The organism is Arthrobacter horti (genome assembly GCF_030731045.1).
GTDB classification, from domain to species: domain Bacteria; phylum Actinomycetota; class Actinomycetes; order Actinomycetales; family Micrococcaceae; genus Arthrobacter_E; species Arthrobacter_E nanjingensis.
Genome location: NZ_JAVALS010000005.1, coordinates 184,072 through 209,735, shown reverse-complemented (window position 1 = coordinate 209,735; position 25,664 = coordinate 184,072). Strand labels below are relative to the sequence as shown.

The 25,664-nt window shown below is 68.2% G+C and carries 23 protein-coding genes and 1 riboswitch; of the genes, 10 read left to right on the top strand and 13 right to left on the bottom strand.

Annotated elements, in window-relative coordinates:
- From Q9R02_RS09965 to Q9R02_RS09940, 6 genes are all read right to left on the bottom strand, one after another.
- Positions 1–474: helix-turn-helix domain-containing protein (locus tag Q9R02_RS09965; RefSeq protein WP_305996522.1), on the bottom strand; the 474-nt coding region annotated here is incomplete at its 3' end.
- A 105-nt stretch (positions 475–579) separates the two neighbouring features.
- Positions 580–1,650: a Gfo/Idh/MocA family protein gene (locus Q9R02_RS09960; protein WP_305996521.1), complete on the bottom strand. Its 1,071-nt coding sequence runs from the start codon at positions 1,648–1,650 to the stop codon at positions 580–582.
- Between the two features lie 58 nt (positions 1,651–1,708).
- Positions 1,709–2,551 (bottom strand): phosphonate ABC transporter, permease protein PhnE, encoded by an 843-nt coding sequence (gene phnE, locus Q9R02_RS09955; protein ID WP_305996520.1) that lies wholly within the window; start codon positions 2,549–2,551, stop codon positions 1,709–1,711.
- The gene (locus tag Q9R02_RS09950) at positions 2,548–3,312 is read right to left on the bottom strand and encodes a phosphonate ABC transporter ATP-binding protein (RefSeq protein WP_305996519.1); all 765 of its coding nucleotides are present in this window, start codon (positions 3,310–3,312) and stop codon (positions 2,548–2,550) included. The genes phnE and Q9R02_RS09950 overlap by 4 nt, the downstream gene beginning before the upstream one ends.
- The gene (locus tag Q9R02_RS09945) at positions 3,312–4,253 is read right to left on the bottom strand and encodes a phosphate/phosphite/phosphonate ABC transporter substrate-binding protein (RefSeq protein ID WP_305996518.1); all 942 of its coding nucleotides are present in this window, start codon (positions 4,251–4,253) and stop codon (positions 3,312–3,314) included. The genes Q9R02_RS09950 and Q9R02_RS09945 overlap by 1 nt, the downstream gene beginning before the upstream one ends.
- Before the next feature lie 35 nt (positions 4,254–4,288).
- Positions 4,289–5,437 (bottom strand): TIGR03364 family FAD-dependent oxidoreductase, encoded by a 1,149-nt coding sequence (locus Q9R02_RS09940; protein ID WP_305996517.1) that lies wholly within the window; start codon positions 5,435–5,437, stop codon positions 4,289–4,291.
- A gap of 164 nt (positions 5,438–5,601) precedes the next feature.
- Here Q9R02_RS09940 and Q9R02_RS09935 point away from each other — a divergent pair, with 164 nt between their 5' ends.
- Both Q9R02_RS09935 and Q9R02_RS09930 read left to right on the top strand, forming a co-directional pair.
- A complete protein-coding gene (locus tag Q9R02_RS09935; RefSeq protein WP_305996516.1) occupies positions 5,602–6,363 on the top strand; it encodes a GntR family transcriptional regulator in 762 nt (253 codons plus the stop codon).
- Between the two features lies 1 nt (position 6,364).
- A complete protein-coding gene (locus tag Q9R02_RS09930) occupies positions 6,365–7,054 on the top strand; it encodes a phosphonatase-like hydrolase (protein ID WP_305996515.1) in 690 nt (229 codons plus the stop codon).
- A gap of 97 nt (positions 7,055–7,151) precedes the next feature.
- On the opposite strand, the gene Q9R02_RS09925 is transcribed toward Q9R02_RS09930, so the two are convergent.
- The 4 genes from Q9R02_RS09925 to Q9R02_RS09910 form a co-directional block, all read right to left on the bottom strand.
- Entirely contained in the window at positions 7,152–8,261 is a 1,110-nt protein-coding gene (locus Q9R02_RS09925) for a substrate-binding domain-containing protein (RefSeq protein WP_305996514.1), read from the bottom strand.
- Between the two features lie 70 nt (positions 8,262–8,331).
- Positions 8,332–9,561 (bottom strand): multiple monosaccharide ABC transporter permease, encoded by a 1,230-nt coding sequence (gene mmsB / locus Q9R02_RS09920; protein WP_305996513.1) that lies wholly within the window; start codon positions 9,559–9,561, stop codon positions 8,332–8,334.
- A gap of 63 nt (positions 9,562–9,624) precedes the next feature.
- On the bottom strand, positions 9,625–11,175 hold the full coding sequence (mmsA, locus tag Q9R02_RS09915; protein WP_305996512.1) for a multiple monosaccharide ABC transporter ATP-binding protein: 1,551 nt from the start codon (positions 11,173–11,175) through the stop codon (positions 9,625–9,627).
- Between the two features lie 148 nt (positions 11,176–11,323).
- Positions 11,324–12,514, bottom strand: a complete 1,191-nt coding sequence (locus tag Q9R02_RS09910) for an ROK family transcriptional regulator (RefSeq protein ID WP_305996511.1) — start codon at positions 12,512–12,514, stop codon at positions 11,324–11,326.
- Between the two features lie 237 nt (positions 12,515–12,751).
- Between Q9R02_RS09910 and Q9R02_RS09905 the strand changes: the two genes are divergently transcribed.
- Positions 12,752–13,543: a carbon-nitrogen hydrolase family protein gene (locus Q9R02_RS09905; RefSeq protein ID WP_305996510.1), complete on the top strand. Its 792-nt coding sequence runs from the start codon at positions 12,752–12,754 to the stop codon at positions 13,541–13,543.
- 48 nt (positions 13,544–13,591) lie between these two features.
- On the opposite strand, the gene Q9R02_RS09900 is transcribed toward Q9R02_RS09905, so the two are convergent.
- Positions 13,592–15,274 (bottom strand): PucR family transcriptional regulator, encoded by a 1,683-nt coding sequence (locus Q9R02_RS09900; RefSeq protein WP_305996509.1) that lies wholly within the window; start codon positions 15,272–15,274, stop codon positions 13,592–13,594.
- A gap of 127 nt (positions 15,275–15,401) precedes the next feature.
- Here Q9R02_RS09900 and Q9R02_RS09895 point away from each other — a divergent pair, with 127 nt between their 5' ends.
- Together Q9R02_RS09895 and Q9R02_RS09890 are read left to right on the top strand one after the other, a co-directional pair.
- Positions 15,402–16,880 (top strand): amino acid permease, encoded by a 1,479-nt coding sequence (locus tag Q9R02_RS09895; RefSeq protein WP_305996508.1) that lies wholly within the window; start codon positions 15,402–15,404, stop codon positions 16,878–16,880.
- Between the two features lie 44 nt (positions 16,881–16,924).
- Positions 16,925–18,601: a flavin monoamine oxidase family protein gene (locus Q9R02_RS09890; protein ID WP_305996507.1), complete on the top strand. Its 1,677-nt coding sequence runs from the start codon at positions 16,925–16,927 to the stop codon at positions 18,599–18,601.
- 91 nt (positions 18,602–18,692) lie between these two features.
- Here the strand turns inward: Q9R02_RS09890 and Q9R02_RS09885 are convergent, their stop codons facing one another.
- Positions 18,693–19,844: a type IV toxin-antitoxin system AbiEi family antitoxin domain-containing protein gene (locus Q9R02_RS09885; protein ID WP_305996506.1), complete on the bottom strand. Its 1,152-nt coding sequence runs from the start codon at positions 19,842–19,844 to the stop codon at positions 18,693–18,695.
- A 159-nt stretch (positions 19,845–20,003) separates the two neighbouring features.
- Positions 20,004–20,858: a formyltetrahydrofolate deformylase gene (gene purU, locus Q9R02_RS09880; RefSeq protein ID WP_425279253.1), complete on the bottom strand. Its 855-nt coding sequence runs from the start codon at positions 20,856–20,858 to the stop codon at positions 20,004–20,006.
- A 30-nt stretch (positions 20,859–20,888) separates the two neighbouring features.
- A riboswitch (ZMP/ZTP riboswitch) is annotated at positions 20,889–20,974 on the top strand.
- Between the two features lie 107 nt (positions 20,975–21,081).
- On the opposite strand from purU, the gene glyA reads away from it, so the two are divergent.
- The 5 genes from glyA (at position 21,082) to Q9R02_RS09855 (ending at position 25,662) form a co-directional block, all read left to right on the top strand.
- Positions 21,082–22,371: a serine hydroxymethyltransferase gene (gene glyA, locus Q9R02_RS09875; RefSeq protein ID WP_305996505.1), complete on the top strand. Its 1,290-nt coding sequence runs from the start codon at positions 21,082–21,084 to the stop codon at positions 22,369–22,371.
- Entirely contained in the window at positions 22,368–23,285 is a 918-nt protein-coding gene (locus Q9R02_RS09870; protein WP_305996504.1) for a bifunctional methylenetetrahydrofolate dehydrogenase/methenyltetrahydrofolate cyclohydrolase, read from the top strand. The genes glyA and Q9R02_RS09870 overlap by 4 nt, the downstream gene beginning before the upstream one ends.
- A gap of 128 nt (positions 23,286–23,413) precedes the next feature.
- The gene (locus Q9R02_RS09865) at positions 23,414–24,568 is read left to right on the top strand and encodes a sensor histidine kinase (RefSeq protein ID WP_305996503.1); all 1,155 of its coding nucleotides are present in this window, start codon (positions 23,414–23,416) and stop codon (positions 24,566–24,568) included.
- Positions 24,561–25,232, top strand: a complete 672-nt coding sequence (locus tag Q9R02_RS09860; RefSeq protein ID WP_305996502.1) for a response regulator — start codon at positions 24,561–24,563, stop codon at positions 25,230–25,232. Before Q9R02_RS09865 ends, Q9R02_RS09860 begins: the two co-directional genes overlap by 8 nt.
- Before the next feature lie 160 nt (positions 25,233–25,392).
- On the top strand, positions 25,393–25,662 hold the full coding sequence (locus tag Q9R02_RS09855; RefSeq protein WP_305996501.1) for an SHOCT domain-containing protein: 270 nt from the start codon (positions 25,393–25,395) through the stop codon (positions 25,660–25,662).
- The last annotated feature ends 2 nt before the right edge of the window (positions 25,663–25,664 follow it).

Genomic DNA, 25,664 nt, shown 5'->3' with positions numbered 1-25,664 from the left:
CTTAACCGCGGCCCGCAGCGGTGGATGCTCCAGTTTCCCTGCCCGGGACCGGGACCGATTGCGCCGGGCCCGGTGATCGGCGGTCCTGGCGTCATAGTGGTGTTGTTCCCAGTGCCGGAGCTGATGCGTTCGGATTTCCCGGCTGATAGTGGAGGCCGCCACCCCCAGATTCCGGGCGATCCGACGGACACTGAACGGCTCGGCAAGATCCAGACACGCCTGGATATACGCCCGTTCCTCCAACCCCAGGCGCGCATACCTCCTCACCCGGGCCTGTCGTGGTGGCACCGGTTCCGGTGCCACCACGACCCCGCCCACCGGCCCAGTCACTCGTTCCATACCAGCAAGCATCGCCCACTTACTCAACGCGGTCCGGGAGACACCCAGAACCTCGCTGACACCCAGCACGGACTCACCCGCCAACAAGCGGTGATACGCCTCCGCCCGGACCTCCCACGCGATCTTCTTCGCCACGCACACCCTCCACCATCAGGGTGTTGCGCTAACCTTCTGAACTCGCCTCGGTTTTAGCGGCATCTTCTGCACTCTCGCGGGAAGGGCGGTGAGGTTCGACGCCGCTCAGTGCTCGTCGTTCGGGTACGTGACTCCGAGCTGGGCGCGGACGCCGTCGAAGAGGCGCATGACATCCACCGAATCACTCCAGGGCATGGTGGGGCTCTCGGTCAGGCCCTGCTGGATGCAGCGGGTGACCTCCCGGAGTTCGTAGCTGTAACCGGTCCCCACGGTCTCGAACGATTCCACCCGGGTGTCGCTCCAGCCCGTCCGGATGTGCAGCTCCTTGGGATTGTTCACCGAACCGAAGGTCTGCAGTACGCCCTGGTCCCCGGCCACCACCACATTGCCCGGGCCGTGCGCCACGAGTGAGGAGTTCAGGCCGGCCTGCGCCCCGCCCGAGTACCCCAGGCTGAGCAGGTTCTGGGCGTCCACGCCCTGATCCGTCAGCGTGCCGCGTGCCACCACGGAGTCGGGGAAGCCCAGGATGCCCAGCGGCCACAGGAGCGGGTACACGCTCAGATCCAGCAGCGCTCCGCCGCCGTCCTTCCGCGCCCAGATCCGGGCGTCCGGATTGGCCGGCGCAGGGAAACCCAGATCTGCGGAGATCCACTGGACCGTTCCCAGCTCACCGCTGCGGGCGATCTCGAACGCCCGTTGCATGGAGGGCAGGAAGCGGCTCCACATGGCCTCCATGAGGAAGAGGCCTTTCTCCCGGGCCAGGCTCACCAGGGACTCCGCCTCTCGGGCGTTGATGGTCAGGGCCTTCTCCACCAGCACCGGTTTGCCGGCCTCCAGCGCCGCGCGGGCCACCTCGTAATGCTGCGCGTGCGGCGTGCCGACGTAGACGACGTCCACCTCGGGATCCTCCACCATGCGCCGGTAGCCGGGGATCCCGCCGTCGTCGCCGTATCCGAGCGAGAAGCCGTGGCCACTGGCGAAGGTGTCCGCGCTCTGCTGCGAGCGGGAGCTGACCGCGTACAGTTCGGCGTCCTGCAGCAGGGCCAGGTCCGCGGAGACCTTCTGGACGATGGACCCGGTGGAGACCATCCCCCAGCGCAGGCGGCGTCCGGTGGCGACGGCCGGGTTCTGTTGTTCTTGGGACAGCAGCCAGGGGCGGGGGATGAGTGAAGCCATGGTCCCCATCATTGCACCCGGCCCTGCCACGGGGAATGGGCCCATGACCGCCCGACGGTCAGGCCGCCAGTCGCCGCCGCACGAAGGCGGAGAGCTGGTCCACCACGATGATCAGCACCAGGACGATCAGGATGTGCGTCAGCATGGCATCGAAGCGGAAGGTCTTGATGGACTGGTTGATCAGCAGGCCGATACCGCCCGCGCCCACCAGGCCGAGGACCAGGGAGGAGCGCACGTTGACGTCGAAGCGGTACAGCAGCAGGCCGACGAACTGGGGGACCACCATGGGCAGCGTCGCATTGGCCACCTGCTGGAGGCGGTTGGCGCCTGCCGAGCGGAGGGCCTCCTGCGGCCCGCCGTCGGTCTCCTCCATGGCCTCGGCCCAGAGCTTGCCCATCACGCCGGTGTTGTGGCAGATCAGCGCCAGGACGCCGGGGAACGGGCCAAGCCCCACGGCGGTGACGAAAATCAGCGCGAACACGATGTCCGGTACCGCGCGGAAGAAGGACAGGATGGCGCGGGCCAGCTGGTAGGTCCAGCCCGCTGGGCTGGTGGTCCGGGCGCCGAACACGGCCAGGAGCAGGGCGGTGGGGACGGAGAACGTGGTGCCGAGCAGGCCGATCCAGAGCGTGATCAGCGTGGCGTCCAGGCCCGGCTTGATGGTCTTGTCCCAGTTCAGGTCCGGGGGGAAGGACTGTGCCAGGAAGTCGGCCATGCCCTTCCAGCCGTCCACCAGCAGCTGAGGCTCGAAGCCCGTGCCCTGGATGGCCAGGATGTGCAGCCAGACGACGACGGCGGCCAGCGCCGCCCAGCCGAACCAGCGCCTGCGGCTGCGGCGAACTGGGCGGGGTGCGGTATCCGGGCGGGGCGTCACCGAGGCGCCCGTGGTGGGGGCGCTCATGCGGCGGCCATCCTGTCCGGGGCGTAGAGGTGGTCCAGATCGGCGGCGCCGAGCGAACTCACGGGGGAGTCGAAGACCAGGCGTCCTCCGAGGAGACCGATGGCCCGGTCCGCATGGCGGAGTGCCAGGTCCGGCTGGTGGAGCACCGCGGCGACGGCCAGGCCGTGCTCATGCGCGAGCCCGGCCAGCAACTGCATGACCTGCTCGGCGGCGTGCGGGTCCAGTGCGGACACGGGCTCATCCGCCAGGACCACGTCGGCACGCTGGCAGAGTGCCCGGGCCACGGCGACGCGCTGCTGCTGGCCTCCGGAGAGGCGGCTCACGCGGTCGTGGGCCCGGTCGGCGAGCCCCACGCGGTCCAGGCAGTCCATGGCCTCCTGGAGGATGTCGTCCGGGAAGAAGAGAGGGCTGAGGCTGCGTCCGGTGCTCATCCGGGCGAGTGCCCCGGTGCAGACGTTCTCGAGTGCGGTGCGGCGCGGCACCAGGTGGATCTTCTGGAAGATCATGGCCGCGCGCCTGCGGGCCTGCTGCAGGGACTTGCCCTGCAGCAGGCCGAGGTCCTGCCCGCCGAGCTTGATCGTCCCGGCGTCGGCCTCCGTGATCCCCATGACACAGCGGAGCGTGGTGGATTTCCCGGAGCCGTTGGCACCGAGGAAGGCGACGAGTTCACCGGGGGAGACGGAGAAGTCGACCCCGTCCAGGACCTTCCGTCCGCCGAAGGATTTGGCGAGGGAGGTCACGTCAAGCAGCGGGCGGTTCATCAGAGGTTCTTTTCGGTCAGGTTGAGGGCGGAGGCGAGGTCGAAGAGGGGCTTGTACTCGTCCTTGGTGACGGCGATCAAAGTGCCTGCGGGCTTGATGTCCAGGAACTCGCCCACCTTCTGCATGTCCTGGGGGCTCAGCTGGAGCATGGCGTCGGTGACGGCCTTCTTGAAAGCCGGGTCGGCGTCCTTGCGGATGGTGATGGGGTCGTTCGGGATGGGGTCGGAGGCCCAGATCTCGCGGAAGTCGTCCTTCTTGAAGGTCCCTTCGGCGACGGCGCGGGTCATGGTCTGGGTATTGATCTCGCCGGCGTCGACCTTGCCGTTCTTGAGGGCCAGGAGAGCCTCGGGGTGGCCGCCCGCGTAGTCCAGCTTCACGTCCTTTTCATCGATGCCGGCCTGCTTCAGCGCGAAGCGGGGGAGGGCGTCACCGGAGGTGGAGCCGTTGGAGCCGAGCGCCAGGGACTTGCCCTTGAGGTCCTTGATGGACTGGATGGGGCTGTCCTTGGGGACCCAGATGCCGGCCTTGTAGCTGGAGAGCTTGCCGGTGGAGTCGGCGAAGGAGGCGATCGGCTCGGCGCCGGCCTGCTGGCTGGCGAAGACATAGCCCAGCGGGCCGAACTCGCCGAGGTCGAGTTTGCCGTTCTTCATCGCCAGGACCTCGGCGGCGTAGTCGTCCACCACCTGGACCTTGACGGTGCAGCCGAGCTTCTTGCCGAGGGCGTCGGCGAGGGTCTGATAGGCCGGGAGCAGCTTGTCCGGGGCTTCGTAGGGCTCGACGCCGAACTTGACCTCGCCATTGGGGCAGACGGAGGAGGCGCCGGATGCCGAAGGGGCGGTTCCGGCGGCCTGGGAGGAGCCACCACAGGCGCTCAGGGCGAGGACGGCAGTGAGCGAGGCTGCGGCCGTGGCGATGAGCCGGACGCGGTTGGGCTTGTTCATCATGGTTCCTTCGTAGGGGGAATGCGGGGGTGGGGTCAGGTGAACAGGGAATCGATGGTCCGCTCGGCCACTCCGAAGGAGAGGGTCATGCCCACCCCCGAGGTGACCGAGACGGCGGTGACGTCCGGGAGGACCTCCTGGACGAAGAGGGGTGCCACCTCGGAGGAGGCGTAGACACCTTGCCAGCGCTCCAGGATCCTGGGGCGCTCGCCGATGGTGTTCTCGAGGTGTTCCAGGAGAGTCTCGCTGACGGATTCGTCCAGGAACGGGGGTGCGGTGCGGTGGTAGTGATGGGAGTCGCCGAGGATGACGGTCCCGTCCGGACGCTGGGTGAACATGATGTTCGCACCGACCTCCAGCAGTTCCGGAGCGGTGGTGGTGACCTGGTCCCGGAGCTCCGCAGCGGCTTCGGTCTCCACGAATGCCGGGTAGCGCAGCATGGAGGTGGCCGTGAGGACGGCCGGGGAGAGGCGGAATCCCTCGGACATGCGGCCCAGCGCCATGTTGAGAGAGCAGCGCTGGATGCGATGTTCCGCGGCCTCCTCGGGGAAGAGATGGTCCAGGTCGTGACCCACGCAGACCACCACCTGGGACGCCGTGAAATCCCCACGGGGGGTGGTGACCCTGACGCCGTCCGGCACCGAGGTGAACCCGGACGCCGGAGTGTTCCAGTGCACGATCGCCTGTGGCCGGCTGTCGACCCAGTCGGCAAGCCGGCCTACGGTGGTGCGGGGGTCCACCCGCAGATCGTCACGCAGGAAGGCACCGCCGATGAGCCCAGGCCACGGCGCCTGCGCGCCCGCCGGGCCGAGCTTGGCGCGGGTCTCCGCGGCGTCCAGCAGGACCACCTGTCCCGGCTCGCGGGAGGCGGAGAGCTCCTTCAGGACGGCCAGCTCGGCGTCGCTGTGGGCGAGGACGACGGCGCCGGTGGGCGCCGCGTGCAGACCGGCCAGTTCGGAGATGCGCAGCCAGTTCCTCCGTGACACCTGCGCCAGCCTCAGGAGCTCGCCGCTCTGCGCGGTGATGCAGCAGTGGCCGAAGTTCCGGATGGAGGCTCCGACGGCCCGGTGGTCGCGCTCGATGACCCGTACGGAGAGCCCGCGTTCGACGGCCAGGGCGGCGTGGGCCAGGCCGATGATGCCGGCGCCGACAACCAGGAGATCGGTGGTGGTTTCGTTGTTCACGAATCCAGCGTGCGGGAGCGGACGAGTGCTCTTCAAGCCGAAACGGCACTTGTATAGACAGCTTCACGCATTGTTCACCGGAGGCCGCTTCGGTTCATCAAGTGTTCATCATCAAGAGCAGAATTCCGTGGAATGGCGCGGAAGCGCACTTGTATGATCAAGTGGTGAGCACTCAAGCATCGGCACCCTTGCACGCTCGTCTGAGCGATGAGTTCATGCGTCGCATCAACAGCGGCGAATGGCCCGCGGGCAGTCGTCTTCCCAGTGAGGCGGAGCTCTGCCGGGAGTTCGGCACCAGCCGTGGACCCATCCGTCAGGCGCTCGCGTTCCTGCGCAGCGAGGGCGTCATCACCGGCGGCCAGGGGAAGTCGCCCGTGGTCCGCGGGGGAGTCCCGTCGCAGTCCTTCTCCACGTTCAACTCCTTCACGGAGTGGGCCCGGAAGATGGGCAAGGAACCGGGGCAGCGCACCGTGGAGCTGGCCATCCGGCAGGCCACCGCTGAGGCGGCCGAGGCCCTGGAGATCCGTCCCGGGGACAAAGTGGTGGACGTTCTGCGGCTGCGGCTCCTGGACGGTGAGCCCGCCATGCTGGAGACCAGCACCTTCGTCCATGAGGTGGGGCGTCTTCTGATCGACTTCGACACGGACTCGGGCTCGATCTTCGAGTACCTGAAGAGCCAGGGCATCCGGATCCACAGTGCCCGGCACACCATCGACGCGGTGGCCGCGAGCGAGGCACAGGCGGAGATCCTCGGCACCCGTGCGGGCTCACCCCTGCTGCGGGAACGGCGTCTCACGGCCACCGAGGACGGGACTCCCGTGGAACTCGCCGAGGACTGCTATCTCCCGGGCATCACCAACTTCATCATCGACAACACCGTGGAGCAGCGCGCGGCGTTGCTCCGCATCCACACCGAAGGACAGTGACATGACCCAGCTCGTCGCCTGCGACATGGCCGGAACCACCATCGACGAACACGGCGACGTGTACCGAGCCCTGGCACGCAGTGTCGAGGAGAACGGCGTCCCCACCACGGATCAGGACGTCCAGACCTGGATGGGCGCGGACAAGGTGGAGGCCATCACGGCTCTGCTGAAGATCGGCGGCCACCCGGCGGATGAGGCCACGGTGGCGAAGTCCTTCCAGCGCTTCCTGGCCATCCTGGCCGAGCTGTACACCGCCAACCCGCCCACCGCCCTGCCCGGCGTCGAAGAGTCGCTGCGCGGGCTGCGCGAGCGCGGCGTCAAGGTGGCGCTGACCACCGGCTTCTCGGCCGACGTCGCGGGTCCCTTGCTGGAGAGCCTGAACTGGAAACTGGCCGACGACGACGCCGCGGCGGATGCGGCACTTGTGCTGGACGCCGTGGTCACCAGTGATGAGGTCAGCACCGGACGTCCGGCGCCGTTCATGATCCACCGCGCGATGGAGCGCACCGGGGTGCTGGACGTACGCCAGGTGATCGCGGCGGGCGACACCGTGGTGGATCTGCTGGCGGCCCACCATGCGGGGGTGCGCGGCGTCGGCGTCCTGACCGGCAAGCTGGGCCGCGAGGAGCTGGCCGTACATCCGCACGAGGCGATCCTGGAGTCCGTGGCGGATCTGCCCGGCATCGCCTGATCACCCTCGGCGGAACGCGGAGACGGCGGTGGCCCATGGACGTACGTCCACGGGCCACCGCCGTCTGGCGCTGTCTGCGCCGCGTTTCACACGCGAGTTACTTGCCCTGCGTGATCGGGCCGAGAACAGGATCGCCGGCGTACGCGGTGCCCACGTTGGCCTTGGTCACGATCACCGGCGGCAGCAGGAAGGCCGGGACCACCTTGACGCCGTTGTTGTAGGACTTGTCGTCGTTGATCTCCGGGGTCTTCCCGGACTGCAGATCCTGGACCATTTGGATCGCATGTTCCACGAGCTTGCGGGTGTCCTTGTTGATGGTGGAGTACTGTTCGCCCGCCATGATGGACTTCACGGATTCCACCTCGGAGTCCTGACCGGTCACCACGGGGATCGGCTTGCCGGCCGCCTTCACGGAGGTGATGATGGCGCGGGCCAGCGTGTCGTTGGGGGACAGCACGCCGTCCAGGGTGGCGGAGCCGTAGTTGCCGGCCAGGATGGTGTCCATGCGCTTCTGGGCGTTCTCGGCCTTCCAGCCCTGGGTCACGGCCTGTTCGAAGGTCTTCTGGCCGGAGACCACCTTGAGAGTCCCGTCGTCGATCTTCGGCTGCAGCACGCTCATGGCCCCGTCGAAGAACACCTTGGCGTTGGCGTCATCCGGGGAACCTGCGAACAGCTCCACGTTGTACGGGCCGGAAGGCTTCTTGGCCTTCATGCCGTCCAGCAGGGCCTGACCTTGGAGCTCACCGACCTTGAAGTTGTCGTAGGCGACGTAGTAGTCGACGGCGTTGGTGTTCTTCACCAGGCGGTCGTAGGCGATGACGACGGCGCCGGCGTCCTTGGCCTGCTTGAGCTGGGTGCCGAGCTGGGAGCCGTCGATGGCGCCGACCACGATGACTTTGGCGCCCTTGGTGATCATGCTGGTGATCTGGTTCTGCTGGTCGGACACGCCGCCGTTGGCGAACTGGACGTCCGCCTTGAAGCCGGCCCCGGAGAGACCGTCGTTGAAGAGCTTCTCCGCCAGGACCCAGTTCTCACTGGTCTTCTGGGGCAGAGCGACGCCGATCAGGGAGTCCTTTGCGAAACCGGTGGCCCCGGAGGCGCCTCCGCTGGCCGCTGAGCCGGTCTCGGCGCGGCCACAGCCGGTGAGAGCCAGGGCGGCGATGGCGGCGACGGCGGCGGCTTTGCCCGCTTTTCCGAACATACGCATGGGTGGGTTCTCTTTCTTTTGATGATCCGGTGGCACGGTCTTCGTGCCACCGGTCCGGGGGTTGTGGGCCTCAGGCGGCCTGGGGTTCGGGGGTTTTCTGGAAGTTCTTCAGGAGAAGCCCGATGATGGACGGCTTCCCTTGGGACTTGTTGTAGACGTCGAAGGCCACGGCCGCCAGAAGCACCAGGCCCTTGAAGATCTGGGTCCAGTCGGAGCCGACGCCTAGGAGCTGGAGCCCGTTGTTCAGGACGGCCATGACCAGACCACCGACGATGGAACCCATCACGGTGCCGACGCCGCCGGAGACGGCGGCGCCGCCGATGAAGACGGCCGCGATGGCGTCAAGTTCCCACCCCACACCGTCGAACGGGCCGGAGGCGGTGGAACGGGCCACGAAGATCATGCCGGCCAGGCCGGCCAGGATGGACATGTTCATCATGACCAGGAAGTCGACGCGTTTGGCCTGCACGCCGGAGAGCTCGGCTGCGTGCTTGTTCCCGCCCACTGCGTAGACGTGCCTGCCGATCACCGTGCGGGAGGAGATGAAACCGTAGACGAGGACGAGGGCGGCCAGGATGATCCCGGAGATCGGGAAGGAGGTCCCGGGCCGGCCCGTGGCGAACAGGTAGGTCGCGTACAGGAGCGCGCCGCAGATGAGCACCAGACGGGTCACCATCACCCAGGTCTCCTCGACCTCGGCGCCGAGGGCGATGGACGCCTTCCGGCGACGGAGTTCGCCCCACACGATGGCGACGATCGCCACGATCCCGAGTAGCAGTGTGAGGTTGTTGTAACCAGTGTCGGGGCCGATCTCCGGAAGGTAACCGGCACCGATGTTCTGGAAATCGCCGGGCACGGGGACGGAGTTGGACTTCCCCAGGAGCTGGTTCAGACCCCGGAAGAGCAACATGCCGGCGAGCGTCACGATGAAGGCGGGGATGCCGACCTTGGCCACCCAGAAACCTTGCCAGGCGCCGACCAGGGCTCCCAGCAACAGGCCATAGACCACCCCCATCCAGGAGGGGAAGCCCCAGTCCCGCATGGCGAGGGCGACAGCGATGCCGACGAAGGCGGCCACGGAACCCACTGAAAGGTCGATGTGGCCGGCGATGATCACCAGGACCATTCCGATCGCCAGGATCAGGATGTAGGAGTTGCCGTTGAACAGGCTGATCACGTTTTCAGGGGTGAGCGTGATCCCGCCGGTCATGATCTGGAAGAAGACGATCAGGGCGACCAAGGCGAAGATCATGCCGAATTGCCGGATGTCTCCACCGAAGATCTTTTTCAGTGCATTCATTGCTGGTTCCTTGGGTGCGTGGGGAGGGAGCCTGCGGACTCCCGCAGCAGAGGGAAGAGGGGTTCAGGCGGCCTGGCGCTTGGCTGTCATGAGCTTCATCAGGTTCTCCTGGTCGGCTTCCGCCTTGTCCAGGACCCCGGTGATGGAGCCTTCGAAAATCGTGTAGATCCGGTCGGAAAGACCGAGCAATTCGGGAAGTTCGGAAGAGATGACGATGACGCCCTTGCCCTGGGCCGCGAGTTTCTGGATGATGCCGTAGATCTCATACTTGGCGCCGACGTCGATCCCGCGGGTCGGTTCGTCCAGGATCAGGAGGTCCGGGTCCGTGAACATCCACTTCGCCAGGACCACCTTCTGCTGGTTGCCTCCGGAGAGCTTCGCCACGCCCTCCTCGACGGTGGGGGTCTTGGTGCGAAGCGACTTGCGGTAGTCCTCGGCGACCTGGAACTCCTGGTCCTCGTTCACCACGAAGTGCTTGCTCACGCCCTTGAGATTGGCGGCCACCGTTGTGGTCTTGATGTCGTCCAGGAGGTTCAGACCCAGGGCCTTGCGATCCTCGGTGACATAGCCCAGGCCGTGGTCGATGGCCTGGCGGACGGTCTTGAGCGTGATCTCCTTGCCGTCCTTGATGATGTGTCCCGAGATGTACCGGCCGTACGAACGGCCGAAAAGGGAACGGGCCAGTTCAGTCCGTCCGGCGCCCATGAGCCCGGCGAAGCCGACGATCTCGCCCCGCCGGACGAAGAACTCGGAGCCCTTGCAGACCATACGGTCCTCCACCTGGGGGTGCGCCACGGTCCAGTCCTTGACCTCGAAGAATGTTTCGCCGATGGCCGGCGTGTGGTCCGGGAAGCGGGACTCGAGGCTGCGGCCCACCATGCCCCTGATGATGCGGTCCTCGTCCACGCCGTCGCCCTTGACGTCCAGGGTTTCGATGGACTTGCCGTCGCGGATGATCGTGATGGAGTCGGAGATCTGTTCGATCTCGTTGAGCTTGTGGCTGATCATGATGGACGTGATGCCCTTGCCCTTGAGGCCGAGCAGCAGGTCCAGCAGGTGCTGGGAGTCGTTCTCGTTCAGGGCCGCGGTGGGCTCGTCCAGGATGAGGAGTTTCACGGACTTGTTGAGGGCCTTGGCGATCTCCACGAGCTGCTGCTTGCCGACGCCGATCTCCTTGATGGGAGTGTCGGGGTCCTCGGCCAGGCCCACCCGGGCCAGAAGATCGATGGAGCGGCGGCGGGCCTCGGCCCAGTTGATCACGCCGAATCGGGTGGGTTCATTGCCCAGGAAGATGTTCTCCATGATGGAGAGCTCGGGGATGAGCGCCAGTTCCTGGTGGATGATCACGATGCCGGCGGCTTCGCTGGCACGGATGTCCCGGAACTGCTGCACTTCATTCTGGTAGACGATGTCGCCCTGGTAGCTCCCGAAGGGGTAGACCCCGGAGAGCACCTTCATGAGAGTGGACTTGCCGGCGCCGTTCTCGCCGCAGATGGCGTGGACCTCACCGACCTTCACCAGCAAATTGACCTCGGAGAGGGCCTTCACCCCGGGGAACTCCTTGGTGATGGACCGCATTTCCAGGATGGTCGGGGCGGTGGTGGTCTCAGACATCTTTCGTCCTTGCCTCGGGTGATACGGTGCGGGCTCCGTGCCCTGGTCGGGATGCCTGCCGTGTGGCTTGCATCACCCTCCTGACGGATAAGTAAATATGAGATTACTTCTTGACGTCAAGACTTGAACGCATCGAAGGTGACAATCGTTATCTCTTGGTGACTGCCGGGCGGCGGAAAACGAGTGCGGCGGCGCCGAGCGCCTCGGCCCGTTCCCCCAGTGAGGAGACCGTCAGAGAGGTGTTCGCCCCCACCATGGGGATGGTGTGCCGGAGGATCCCGCGCCGGATGGGCGCCAGCAGAAGTTCTCCCAGCTCTGCCAGCGGCCCGCCCACCACGATGACCTCCGGGTTGAGCAGGTTCGCGACGGTGCCGAGTGCGTGGCCGATCGCCAGTCCGGCGTCGTCGAGCACTCGCAGGGTGGGAGGGTGGCCGTTCCGGGCGGCCGCGATGATGCTCTGTGTGCTCACAGGGCCCGGCTCGTTGCGGCTGAGCTGTTCGATCATGGTGGTGGTCGAGGCGACCGTCTCGAGGCATCCGCGGCTGCCGCAGCGGCAGACGGCGCCGCGGTCGTCGATCGCGGTGTGGCCGATCTCGCCCGTGATGCCCAGATTGCCGTACACGGGTGCGCCGTTGACGATCAGTCCGGCGCCGATGCCGGATCCGATCTTGACGAACACCAGGTTGTCCGCCCCGCCGTGGGGCCCCCAGGTGGCCTCGGCCAGTGCGCCCAGATTGGCGTCGTTGTCCACGTGGACCGGGATCCCCAGGGCCTCGCGGAGCCGCGTGTCCGTCTCGATGCCGACCCATTCGGGCAGCACCGCCCCGTGGGCCACGGTGTGGCTGCGGCGGTCCAGGGGGCCGGGGATGCCGACTCCCGCGCCGATCACGTCCGAGTGGCTGAGGCCGTTCTCGGTGAGGAGCCGCTCCATGAGGCCGCGGGCCGTGCTGATGCCGAGCTCGGCGTGGTGGCCGAGCGACAGGCTGGCGGCCGCCTCGGCCATCACGCGGTAGTCGCGGGTCGCAAGGACCACGCGGACGTGCCGCCGCCCGAAATCGATGCCCACCGCCACGCTGCTGTCCGCCACCAGGCGGACATTGAGCGCGCGCCGGCCGGAGGATGTGGTCGGCTCGGTGCGGACGGACCCCTCGCGCTCCAGCTCTTTGACGATGTTGGAGATCGTGGCCGTGGAGAGCCCTGTGGCGCGGGAGAGTTCCGCCTGAGTGGCGGGCCCGGCGGACAGGGCCTGAAGGACCCGTTCCCGGTTGAGCAGCCGCAGGGCTGACTGGGACCCCGGATTCGTCCGGGTGGGCTTGGTGTTCTCCTCGCGACTGGGCATGAACGCAAGCATGGCGCATCTCATTCTTGCGGTCAAGAAGTTAACGCAAGTAGGGCGTTCCGGCGCAGGACTCCTGAGGGTCCAGGCCGCGAGCGAGCGGGTTGAGATCGGTACGAATGGCACTCACGCTTCGCAATCATGGTGCAAATGATCCTGTTTGGATCGTCAGCCAGGGGGCCTACTCTGGTGTCATGCAGGCGATCGTGCCGGCATGACACCGACGGGGAAGGGGGCGCCGTGCGCCTGGCCATCATGCAGGGGGAGTCGGCCGTGCTCGACGCCGCGACCAACCTCTCCGCGCTGCGCGACGCCGCAGTGCGGGCGGGAGAACGGGGGGGTGAGCTGCTGCTGAGCCCCGAACTCTTCCCTGTCGGTTACGCCCCGCGCGTGCTGCGCCGGGACCTCGACCCAGCCAGCCTGCCCAGCCTCCGCGAGGAGCTTGCCGCCATCGCCCGGGACACGGGGATCGCCCTGCTCTACAGCCTTCCCGAGGTCGAAGGCGGAAAGTGGCACATCACGGCCACGCTTCTCAGCGCTGAGGGCACGGTGCTGTCCCACTACCGCAAGGTCCACCTCTTCGGCGCCGAGGAGCAGGAGGTCTTCACCCCCGGGACCGACCCCGCCGCCGTCGTGCGCTTCGGCGATCTGACGCTGGGCACCATCATCTGTTACGACGTCGAGTTCCCCGAGGCCGTCCGTGCGGCCGGCCTGCAGGGTGTGGACCTCCTCATGGTGCCCACGGCACTCGGCGAGGGGTACTCGCAGGTGCCGCAACGGCTCATCCCCACCCGCGCGATGGAAAATCACCTCTACCTGGCGTACGTGAACCACGCCGGTGTGGAGGACGGTTTCCGGCTCAGCGGCGGGAGCGTCGTGGCGGATCCGTTCGGTGAACTGCTGGCCGAAGGCGGCCCGGAGACGGAGCTGATGATCGTGGACGTGGATCCCGCGCGCCTGGCGGCGGCCCGCGCCGATGTGCCGTACCTGGCCGAACGCCGCCCGGATCTGTACCGCGCCTGGGGCCTGTAACCGGGGCCCCTCGCCCGCGTAGGCCCGCCTGCCTCCAGGCTCCCCGGGTCAGTCCTCCTCGGTCGGACGCGTCTCGTCCGCCGGGTCCAGGAACTCCAGCGCGAACCACAATTCGGCGCGGACCGCGGCGTCGCCCAGGTCGCGGCCCAGGGTCTCGGCGATGGCCGTGACATGCCGCCGCACGCTGTTCCGGTGGATCCCCAGCGCGGCGGACGTCCCGTCCCAGGAACCGTGGCTGCCCAGCCACGCCCTCAGCACCTTCAGCAGCAGGGCGCGCCGCGGCTGGTCCACCTCCAGAAGCGGCGCCAGCAGCCCGCGGGCGACGGCCGCTCCGGCCTCCCGCGGCAGGAGCCGCGCGAACGACCCGGGTTCCCGTTCGGCCAGCAGACTCCGGTGTTCTTCCTCCGCCCGGGGCAGCAGCGTCATGGCCTCCTGAAGCAAGGACGGCGCGTGCCGCAGCAGGTGGCCGGCCAGACCGGCTCCGGCGGCATGCCCGGGAGCGGGCCGGGACACGGCGCACGCATACCCCTCCGCCTCCACCCTGGCCAGCCGTGCAGCGCTGGGATCCTGCCGGGTCAGCGCCAGGAGGCGGCCGCCGTCGTAGGCCACCAAGCGGGTGTCCCAGAGTCTCCGCCAGGCGAGCACTTCGGCCGCGGTGTCCGGGCCGTCCTCCACATGCGCCGTGCCGATCACCACGCGGAAGCCGGACCCGGTGCCGGGAGCGCCGTCGGCCAGGAGGCGGGACAGGGTTGCCTCGTCGGTCCGTTGCCCGCCGCGGAGCAGCAGGAGTGTGGCGAGCTGGCCGGGGGAGAGGGAACCTGCCGCGCGCTGGCGGGCCAGCAGCTCTAGGAGCCCGACGGCGGTGGAGACGATCCCGTTCTCCGGCGCCGTGAGCCGGCGGCCGGTGCACAGGACGAGGGCGCCGAGGGTCGGTTCGGCCCGGCGCGGGCGCCGGGAGTCCCGGGTGGTTGAGGAAGCCCGCGGTGCGCCGCGCAGGGGGAGCGCCTGAAGATGCCCGTCTTCGCGGTCCAGGAGCTCGACACGCGGCCCACTCCCGGTCAGCAGACCCGCGGCGAGATCCGCGGCGTCGTCCTGCACGCCGCCGTCGATGGCGGGTCCCGCGGCGAGCCGCAGCTCCCCGCGCGCCCCGTACAGGAACGCCGAGCCGGGGACGCTCTGAATCAAGGCCTCCAGCAGGTTCTCCTCACCGCGCTCACCCAGCACGGCCCGCATGAGCCGCCGGTTCGCCTCACCCACCTGCCGCAGGACGCTCGCGTTGCCGGACTCCAGCAGCCGGGAGAAGGTGAGCCCCACCGCGGCGAACGGCAGGGATTCCGGCAGCTGCCACAGGCTCAGGCCGTGCCGGCGGCAGGCGTCGACGACGGCGGGCGGCGCGGCGCTGAAGTGCGGCTCCAGGCCGAGGGCCAGGGCGGAGACCCTTGCGGCCGCCAGGCGCGCCACGAAGCGGTCGATGGCGTCGTCGTCGCCTCCGTCGCCCAGGAACGGCAGCCCTGCCGTGAGCAGCAGTTCGTGGTCCAGCAAGTAGGGGGTGGGGTCCTCCAGCTCACTGGTCTCCACCCAGCGCAGGGGCAGGTTGCCGGCGTCGTGCAGCACCTGGACGCCGTCCGGCAGCTGGGCCAGGAAACCGTGGGTCGTGAGCCCCGGAAGGGTGCCGAGTTGTGCCTCGCCGGCACTCGCGGCACCATGGATGGAATGTGCACTTTGTCCCATAAGGGCAAACTTTAGTCCAGATTGCACCATCGTGAGAGCTGGCTCACAGTCCTAGCCTGGATCTAGGCTCCCCGTTCGGCCGGCAACGATGCCGCCGGAACGTCTCCCCTGAACACCGAGGATTCCCATGACCACCACCCCCCAGACCGTAGCGGGCACCGCGCCCGGGCTCGGCCGGCAGCTGATCCGCCGCAAGTCCATCGCCCAGATGGAACGCGAGGCGCGCAACAACTCCGGGCACGGCAGCCTCAAGCGTGGCTTCGGCGTCCTGCAGCTGACCATGATCAGCGTCGGCGCCACCTTGGGCACCGGCATCCTGGTCATCCTGGGCGACGCCGTACCGATCGCCGGCCCCGCCATCTGGCTCTCCTTCGTGATCGCCGGCGTGGCGGCCCTGCTGTCCGCCGTCTCCTACGCCGAGATGGCCGGCATGGTCCCCGTGGCGGGGTCCAGCTACTCCTATTCCTACGCCACCATGGGTGAGGGCATGGCGTGGATCTGCGGCTGGTGCCTGGTGCTCGAGTACGCCGTCTCCGTGGCCGCAGTCGCGGTCGGCGCCGGGCAGTACGTCAACGAGACCATCGCCGTGTTCGGGATCCAGATGCCGGACGCGATCTCGCAGCCCCCGGGCAGCGGCGGCGTGGTCAATCTGCCGGCCCTCATCATCGTGCTCCTGGCCACCCTCCTGCTGGTCCGTGGTGCCAAGGAGAGCGCCGTGGTCAACACCGTCATCGTGTTCGCCAAGGTCGGCATCCTCATCTTCTTCTGCATCGTCGCGTTCACGGCCTTCAACGCCGGCAACTTCGAGCCGCTGATGCCCATGGGCGCAGCCGGCATGAGCGCCGCCGCCTCCAAGGTCTTCTTCTCCTACATCGGTTTCGACGCCGCTTCCACCGCCGGCGAAGAGGCCAAGAACCCCAAGCGGGACCTGCCGCGCGCCATCCTGCTCTCCATGCTGATCGTGACCACGGTGTACGTCCTGGTCTCCGTGGCCGCCATCGGCGCCCGGAACTGGCAGTGGTTCAACGGCGTGGACGCCCCGCTGGTCCAGATCATCAACGAGGTCACGCACCAGCCCTGGATCGCCCTGGTCTTCGCCATCACCTCGGTGCTGGCCATCGGCTCGGTGGTTCTCACCGTGCTCTACGGCCAGACCCGCATCCTGCTCACCATGTCCCGTGACGGCCTGGTGCCCAAGGTCTTCGGCGTGGTCTCCCCGCGCACCCACACGCCGGTCAAGGGCACCTGGATCGTCGGCGTCGTCGTCGCGCTGACCGCGGCCTTCGTGCCGCTCGGCGCCCTGGCCGACGCCACCAGCATCGGCACGCTGTTCGCCTTCGCCCTGGTGAACGTGGCCGTGATCTACCTGCGCGTCACCAAGCCCGCCAAGAACCGCACCTTCCGTGTTCCGCTGTACCCCGTGGTCCCCGTCCTCGGCGCCCTGGCGTGCCTCTTCCTGATGGCGAATCTGGACGGCATCACCTGGCTGGTGTTCGGGGTCTGGATGGCCGTGGGTGTGGTGCTCTACCTTGGCTACGGGCGCCGCAATTCCCGCGTCGGCACCCTGACCGAGGAGGACTACCTCCTCAGCCATCAGGACGACTGACTCTTTCCCCTTCCCGTACCACTCGCAAGACAAGGCAAGGACCCATGGAACCGACCGCCGCACCCATCACCATGCTGAACCCGGACTTCCCCTTCAGCTACGACCTGTACCTGGAGAACCCGGCCGGTCTCGGCAGCATCCCCGAGGAGCTGTACGGCACCGAGGTGGCCGTGGTCGGCGCCGGGGTCTCCGGCCTGGTGACCGCGTACGAGCTCATGAAGCTCGGCCTCAAGCCCGTGGTCTATGAGGCGGACCGGATCGGCGGCCGTCTGCGCACGGCGAGCTTCCCGAGCGCGCCCGGCGTGGTGGCCGACCTGGGCGGCATGCGCTTCCCGGTCTCTTCCAAGGCGCTGTACCACTACATCGACAAGCTGGGCCTTGAGACCTCCGAGTTCCCCAACCCGCTGGCCGGGCCGACCACCAGCACGGTGATCGAGCTCAAGGGCGAGAAGTTCTACGCGGAGAAGTCCGAGGACCTGCCGGCGTTCTTCCACGAGGTGGCCGACGCCTGGCGTGCCGCGCTGCGGGAGGACGCCCGCTTCGACGAGATGCAGGAGGCCATCAAGGCCCGCGACACCGCACGCATCAAGGAGATCTGGGACTCGCTGCTGGAGGACTACGACGAGGAGACGTTCTCCGGCTTCGTCGCCAAGAGCCGCGCGTTCAAGGAGGCCGGCTTCGCCCACCGCGAGGCGTTCGGCCAGGTCGGCTTCGGCACCGGCGGCTGGGACACCGACTTCCCCAACTCCATCCTGGAGATCCTCCGCGTGGTCTACACCGACGCGGACGACCACCACCGCGGCATCGTCGGAGGCGCGGCCCGGCTGCCGGAGGCGATGTGGAACCACGCGCCGGCGGACCTGGTGCACTGGCCCGCCGGCACCACCCTGGCCAGCCTCCACCAAGGTGCCCCGCGCGGCGCCGTGGCGAAGATCCGGCGCGTGAAGGACGACGCCGGTGCGCCGACGTCGCGCATCGCCGTCACCGAGCGCTGGGGCCGCACGCGTGAGTACGCCGCCGTCGTCACCACCACGCAGTCCTGGCTGCTGTCCACCCGCATCGACACGGAGGAGGCGCTCTTCCCGGCCGAGATGTGGACCGCGATCGAGCGCTCGCACTACATGCAGTCCTCCAAGACCTTCGTGATGGTGGACCGTCCGTTCTGGAAGGACCGTGATCCGAAGACGGGACAGGAGGTCATGTCGATGACCCTGACGGACCGCCTCACCCGTGGCACCTACCTGCTGGACAACGGCCCGGATCAGCCCGCCGTCATCCTGCTCTCCTACACCTGGAACGACGACGCCCTGAAGTGGCTCAGCCTGGACGCCGAACAGCGGGCGGACCTCATGATCCACTCCCTGGAGCAGATCTACCCGGGCCTGGACATCCGCAGTCACATCATCGGGTCCCCGATCACGGTCTCCTGGGAGTCGGACCCCAACTTCATGGGCGCGTTCAAGGCGAACCTGCCGGGCCACTACCGGTACCAGCAGCGCCTGTACACGCACTTCGAGCAGTCTTCTCTGGATGAAGCGCACCGCGGCATCTTCCTGGCCGGCGACGACGTGTCCTGGACCGCCGGCTGGGCCGAGGGTGCCGTGACCACGGGCCTGAACGCCGTGTGGGGCGTGGTGAACCACCTGGGCGGCTCCTCCGCCCCCGGCAACCCCGGCCCCGGCGAGTTCCTGGCCGAGTACGGTCCCAAGCCGCTGGACTGAGGTCCTCCGCCGGCCACTTCGGTGCCCTGGGCGCCCTTGTTGACGTGGGGCTCCGCAATCGTGGAGCCCCACGTCAACAAGGGCGCCTGGCTCACCGAGACAGAACCCAATGGTGCCGCGTGGAGCGAGGCAGGCCGGCGCTCTGGAGCAGGGAGATCAGCCGGTCCGGATGGTCGAGGTCACGCCAGATCCATCTGACGACCGTCAGTCCGAGCCTTCGCAGCCGGTCTTCCCGGGCCTTCTCCGCGATCACCACCTCGGACGGGGTTCTGCCGTTCAGGTATTCCGGCTTGAGATACTTCTCCTTGCCGTCGAATTCACCGACCATCCGCCATTGCTTCCAGTGGAAGTCGGTGTAGCCGATCAGCCCATGCCGGTCGGTGAATCGCGTCTGCAGCTCCGGCTGTGGCAGATCGAAGCGATGCATGAGCACTCTGCTGAGGGATTCCCCTGGAAGGAATGCACCGGGATCCGCAAAGGCGAGAGCGGCGTGCATGCGGCGCTGAACGGCCGTATTTCTGAGTTGTGAGATCGCAGCGGCGATTCTCTCACGGCTTCGGACAGAGGGCGGGGGCGTCGTGTCGCAGCTTGTTCCCGGACTCGGCGTTGCCAGGGCTGCCCCAAACTCCGTTGGCGGATCAACGCCATCCGGGAGTGCCCACCCCTGCTGAACGGCGGCCGGCCGGGTTGGGGAAAGCTGAATCCGCCGCTCGGAATCCCACGGTCCGGTGAACCGTTCGCCGCTGAGTTTCCTGGGATTGAGAACGCGGTCCATGGCGGCGACCGCCCAGTCGAACGATTCCCCTGATGCCACATCGACCGCCGTGTTGACGACGTCCCCGCAGGGCAGCCCCTTGACGCCGATGATGCGGCGTTCACGGCCATCCGGGCGGTGATGGATGATTCCGCTCGTCGAGCGTCCGCCGGTGGCGACCGGGTTCAGGAGATGAGCCGGCGCGATCCCGTCGAATTCAGGAGTGTTCCTGAGCGGCAACCCAAGCAGGAACGCGCTGCTGGGTCCCCACAAGGGGAACCGTGAGCCATACGCCTCCACAGCCACCTGAAGCAGGACGTGCTGGTGCTGTGCCGGCGAAAGAGCCTCCCACCGGGCGGTTTCGACGTACACGCCGCGGCGCAGACGGTGCAAGGACCCCGCCCGGTGCCGACGGGAGAGCTCGTATGCGTCGATGCCCCGGTCCCGGGCATCACCGACTCTGATCAGGTGGAAGCAGGATTCGTCCATGGGGGACACTCTGCCGCCGGGGAACTGCAGCTCAGCGGACCGTATGTTCTATGTGGACTACCAAGACGACTTTCGGCGGGCGCCCTTGTTGACTGGGGGCGCCACAATCGTGGCGCCCCCAGTCAACAAGGGCGCCCAGTTCGGGGGTTCCGGGAGCCCTTAGTTGAACACCACGGTCCGCGTGCCGTCCAGGAGGACCCGGTGCTCGGCGTGCCACTGGACCGCCTGGGCCAGGGTCCGGCCTTCCACGTCGCGGCCCATCTGCACGAACTCCTCGGCCGTGCGGTTGTGGCTGACGCGGATCACCTCCTGCTCGATGATCGGGCCCTCATCCAGCGCGGCCGTCACATAGTGTGCGGTGGCCCCGATGAGCTTCACGCCGCGGGTGTGCGCCTGGTGGTACGGCTTGGCGCCCTTGAAGGACGGCAGGAAGGAGTGGTGGATGTTGATGGCCTTGCCCTCCAGCTCCCGGCACAGCTCATCGGAGAGGATCTGCATGTAGCGGGCCAGGACGGTCAGCTCGATCTCCTCGTCCTCGATGATCTGCAGCAGCTTCCGCTCGGCTTCCTCCTTGGTGGAGGAGGTGACCGGGATGTGGTGGAACGGGATGCCGTAGAACTCGGCCAGCGGGGCCAGGTCAGTGTGGTTGGAGACGATCGCCGGGATCTCCACCGGCAGGGTCCCGGAGCGGTGCAGGAACAGCAGGTCGTTCAGGCAGTGCGCCGCCGTGGAGCACATGACCAGGGTCCGGACCTTCTGCCCGCCGGAGTGGACCGCCCACCGCATCCCGAAGGCGTCCGCCACCGGAGCGATCGCCGCGCGGACCGCCTCCGCGGCCGCCGTCGTCGTGACCTCCACCCGCATGAAGAAGGTGCCCGTGGTGCCGCTGCCGTACTGCTGCGAGTCGAGGATGTTGCATCCGGCGGTCAGCAGCGCGCCGGAGACGGCGTGCACGATGCCGGGGCGGTCGGGGCAGGAGAGCGTCAGCGTGTATGACGTGGAGGCTTCAATCACAAGGCCAAGGATATCCGCCGTGGGGTAGGCTAAGGGCGTCGCAACTGGCGTCGGATGGGTCACCATCAGGGAGCGGCACAGTCGAAGACCACGGATCGTCCGCCTGGGCCGAGGGTCGCGTTTCCGTTGCCGCAAGCATGGATCCGGAACCCCGAGTGGGTGGATCCGCGCCCGGCGCCGGTACCTGACCTGCCTTTGTATCCCGTACCGCCAGGAGCCTTCTGTGACCTCTGTCCCCGCGCTGGAATCCGTCAGCAACCTTCCGCTGGCTGAAGTCGATCCCGAGATCGCCGCCGTCCTCGAGCGTGAGCTGAACCGTCAGCGCACCTACCTTGAGATGATCGCGTCTGAGAACTTTGTCCCCGTTTCCGTGCTGCAGTCTCAGGGCTCCGTTCTGACCAACAAGTACGCTGAGGGCTACCCGGGCCGCCGCTACTACGGCGGCTGTGAAGAGGTCGATGTCGCGGAGTCGCTGGCCATCGAGCGCGCCAAGTCGCTGTTCGGCGCCGAGTTCGCCAACGTCCAGCCGCACTCCGGCGCCACGGCCAACGCCGCCGTTCTGCACGCGATCGCCCGCCCGGGCGACACCCTCCTGGGCCTGTCCCTGGACCACGGCGGTCACCTGACCCACGGCATGAAGATCAACTTCTCCGGCCGTCTGTTCAACATCGTGGCCTACGGCGTGAACCCGGAGACCTCCCTCGTGGACATGGACGAGGTCCGCCGCCTGGCCTTGGAGCACAAGCCCAAGGTCATCATCGCCGGCTGGTCCGCCTACCCGCGTCAGCTCGACTTCGCCGCCTTCCGCGCCATTGCGGATGAGGTCGGCGCCTACCTCTGGGTGGACATGGCCCACTTCGCCGGCCTCGTGGCCGCGGGCGTGCACCCGAACCCGGTCCCGCACGCCCATGTGGTGTCCTCCACCGTGCACAAGACCATCGGCGGCCCCCGCTCCGGCTTCATCCTCACCAATGACGCCGAGCTGGCCAAGAAGATCAACTCCGCCGTGTTCCCGGGCCAGCAGGGCGGCCCGCTCATGCACGTGATCGCCGCCAAGGCCACCGCCTTCAAGATCGCCGCGTCCGACGAGTTCAAGGACCGCCAGGAGCGAACCCTGCGAGGCGCCGCGATCCTCGCTGAGCGCCTCACCCGGCAGGACGTCAAGGACGCCGGCATCGCCGTCCGCTCCGGCGGCACGGACGTGCACCTGGTCCTGGTGGACCTGCGTGACGCCGCGATCGACGGCAAGCAGGCCGAGGACCTCCTCCACGAGGCCCACATCACCGTCAACCGCAACGCCGTTCCGAACGACCCGCGCCCGCCGATGGTCACCTCCGGTCTGCGCATCGGCACCTCCGCCCTGGCCACCCGTGGCTTCGGCGACGCCGAGTTCACCGAGGTCGCCGACGTGATCGCCCTGGCCCTGCAGCCGGGTGCGGACATCGACGCACTCCGCGCCCGCGTGGACGTCCTGGCCTCCGCCTTCCCGCTGTACCCGGGCCTGGCCCAGTGACGGAGCAGTCCGTGAATGGCCGCGTCGCGTCGGCGCAGATCCTCGACGGCCGGAAGGCTGCAGCCTCGATCAAGCAGGAGCTGACCGAGCGAGTCGCCGTGCTCAAGGAGCAGGGTGTCACCCCGGGCATCGCGACGGTGCTCGTGGGTGCCGACCCGGCATCCCAGCTGTATGTCGGTATGAAGCACAAGCAGTCCAAGGAGATCGGGATGAACTCGATCCAGAAGGAGCTGCCGGCGGACGCCACCCAGGAACAGGTCGAGGCCGTCATCGACGAGCTCAACGCGGACCCGTCCTGCCACGGGTACATCGTGCAGCTTCCGCTGCCGAAGCACCTGGACACGGACGCGATCCTCGAGCGCATCGACCCTGCCAAGGACGCCGACGGACTGCACCCGACCAATCTCGGCCGCCTGGTCCTGAACGTCAACGGCCGGATCGACACGCCGTTGCCGTGCACGCCCCGCGGAGTGATCGAGCTGCTCTTGCGCAACGACTACGACCTCAAGGGCAAGCACGTGGTGGTGGTGGGCCGCGGCGTCACCATCGGGCGTCCGATGCCGTTGCTGCTCACGCGCCGTGAGATCAACGCGACCGTCACGGTGGTCCACACGGGCACCCCGAACATGTCCGAACTGCTGAGGCAGGCCGACGTGATCGTGGGCGCTGCCGGGTCCAAGCACATCGTCAAGGCCGAGGACGTGAAGCCCGGTGCCGCCGTGCTGGACGTCGGCGTGACGCGTGAGACGGATCCGGAGACCGGGAAGCACAAGATCTACGGTGACGTCGAGCCCGCGGTGGCCGAGGTCGCGGGATTCATCTCCCCGAACCCGGGCGGCGTGGGCCCCATGACGGTGGCCCTGCTCATGACCAATGTGGTCGAGGCCGCGGAGCGCGCCGCCGCACGCGGCTGACGGTTCGCGCCCAGGCGCCGGATCCCTCACGGGGTCCGGCGTTCCGCCGTTTAAAGCGCAGTCGTGCCAAATCCCCATACTCCAGCTGGGGGACGCGCGGCGACCCCACCGCGTCTAGGCTCAGGTCCATGGATCATGCACAGCGCCGCTTCAGGATCGTCCGGGTGGCACTGCCCTGCGCCGTGGCCTTCATCCAGCTCATCGGGACGGCGGGCACGGCGCATTGGCGCGGGTTCGTGGTGCCGCCCGGTGCGTGGGCGATCCTGCTGCTGAGCGCGGCCCTCCTGGCGTTCGCGCCCCGCCGCCCGGCGGCGGTCCTCGGGGCGGAGACCGTTCTGGCCGGTGTCTATGCCTTCGCAGGCTTCCCACCGGGTCCGGCCTACCTGGCGTTCCTCATCGCCCTGTTCCACGCCGCGTTCCGCGGCCGCCGCTGGCAGGCCTGGACGGTGGTTGGCCTTGGCACCGCCGTCGTACTGGCGGGCGACGTGGGCCGGCTGACCGGGTGGTGGACCGGCATCCTCGTGTCCGACGGCGCCCCTCCGTTCCTCCTCGGCGCAGTGGTGCTGGGGGAAGCCGCGCGCCGTCGTCGGGAGCGCATCGGCGAGCTGCGAGAGCAGCGCCTGGCGCGCCGGCAGGCGGAGCGGGACGAATACCGTCTCACCCTGGCCCGTGACATCCACGACGTGGTGGGCCACTCCCTCTCCCTGATCAACGTGCAGGCGTCCGTGGCCCTGCACCTCGGCGCCAAGGACCCGGAGCGGCTGATCGCGGCGCTGGAGGACATCAAGAAGGCCAGCAAGGACTCCCTGACGGAGGTCCGCGAGCTCCTGGACGTGCTGCGGGAGCCCGGGGACTCGCCACGTACACCCGCCCGCGTGCTGCGCCGCGCCGTCGACCTCGGCTTGCTCATCGAGGAGGCGCGCGACGGCGGTCTGCGCGTCACGCTCACGCCGTCCGCCGGGGTGCAACAGTGGGCGGCGCCGCTGGAGGCGCTCGACGACGCCGGCCGGGATGCGCTCTTCCGCGCCGTCCAGGAGGCGCTGAGCAACGTCCGCCGCCACGCCGCGCACCCGGAGGCGGAGCTGCGCCTGGAGCGCCGTCCTGGAGAGGTGGCGCTGGAATGCCTCAACCCCGCGGATGGCGGGCCGGCGGGCGAGGGGCACGGCCTCAGCGGTATGCGGGAGCGGGTGACGGCCTGCGGAGGAGCTCTGGAGGCGGAGGTCGCCGACGGTGCATTCCGGTTGCTCGTCACCCTTCCGGTGAAGGAGGCCTCCCGTGACTGAGGATCAGCCCATCCGTGTGGCCCTCGCCGATGACCAGGCCCTCATCCGCGCCGGCTTCCGCGCCCTCATCGACGCCGAGGACGGCCTCGAGGTGGCCGGGGAGGCGGGCACCGGACGCCAGGCCGTGGAACTCGCCCGCACCGCCGCGCCGGACGTCATGCTCATGGACATCCGCATGCCGGACGGCGACGGACTGGAGGCCACCCGTGAGATCGCCCGCCACGGAGCCCTGCCGCGCATCATCATTCTGACCACCTTCGGCCTGGACGAGTACATCGTGGAGGCCATCCGAGCCGGCGCCGCCGGCTTCCTGGTCAAGGACACGGAGCCCACCGAGCTGCTGCACGCCATCCGCGCCGTGCACGACGGCGACGCCCTCCTCTCGCCGCCCGTCACCCGCCGCCTCCTGGACTTCCTCAAGAGCGGCGGGGATGTCGAACCGCCGCGGACTCTGGAGCAGCTCACCGAGCGGGAGAAGGAGGTCCTGGCCCTCGTCGGGGAGGGCCTGAACAACGCCGCGATCGCGGCGAAGCTCTACATCACCCCGCTCACGGCCAAGACCCACGTCTCCCGGATCATGGGCAAACTCGACTGCCGGGACCGGGCGCAGCTGGTGGTGGCCGCCTACGAATCAGGACTGGTCCGGCCCGGCTGGGCCGGCTGAACGCAGGTACTCCCGGCGCGTACTCCAGCGGGAGTAGTGCGGAGCGCGAAGTGCTTCCCCACGGCAGACGCGCGGCGGAGCCGGAACGCGAAGGATGGAATCAGGCCGGACATTCGGTCACCACGAGCCGCCCTCGCACGGCACGACGAAAGGTTTCATCATGTTCACCACCGCAGCCACCGCACTGCCGGCGTTCGCAGCTCACGGGGCCTGGGCCGGCGGTTTCTTCCCCTGGTTCCTGATCTTCCCGCTGTTCTGGTTCGTCCTGTTCTTCGTCTGCATCTTCTTCTTCGCCCGCCGCCGTCGTCACTGGATGCATCAGGCCGGCCGGATGGGCGCCGAAGCCGTCCTCCGCGAACGCTACGCCCGCGGCGAGATCGACGAGACGGAGTACCGTCAGCGCCTCGAAGTGCTCCGCGCCAACTCCTGAGC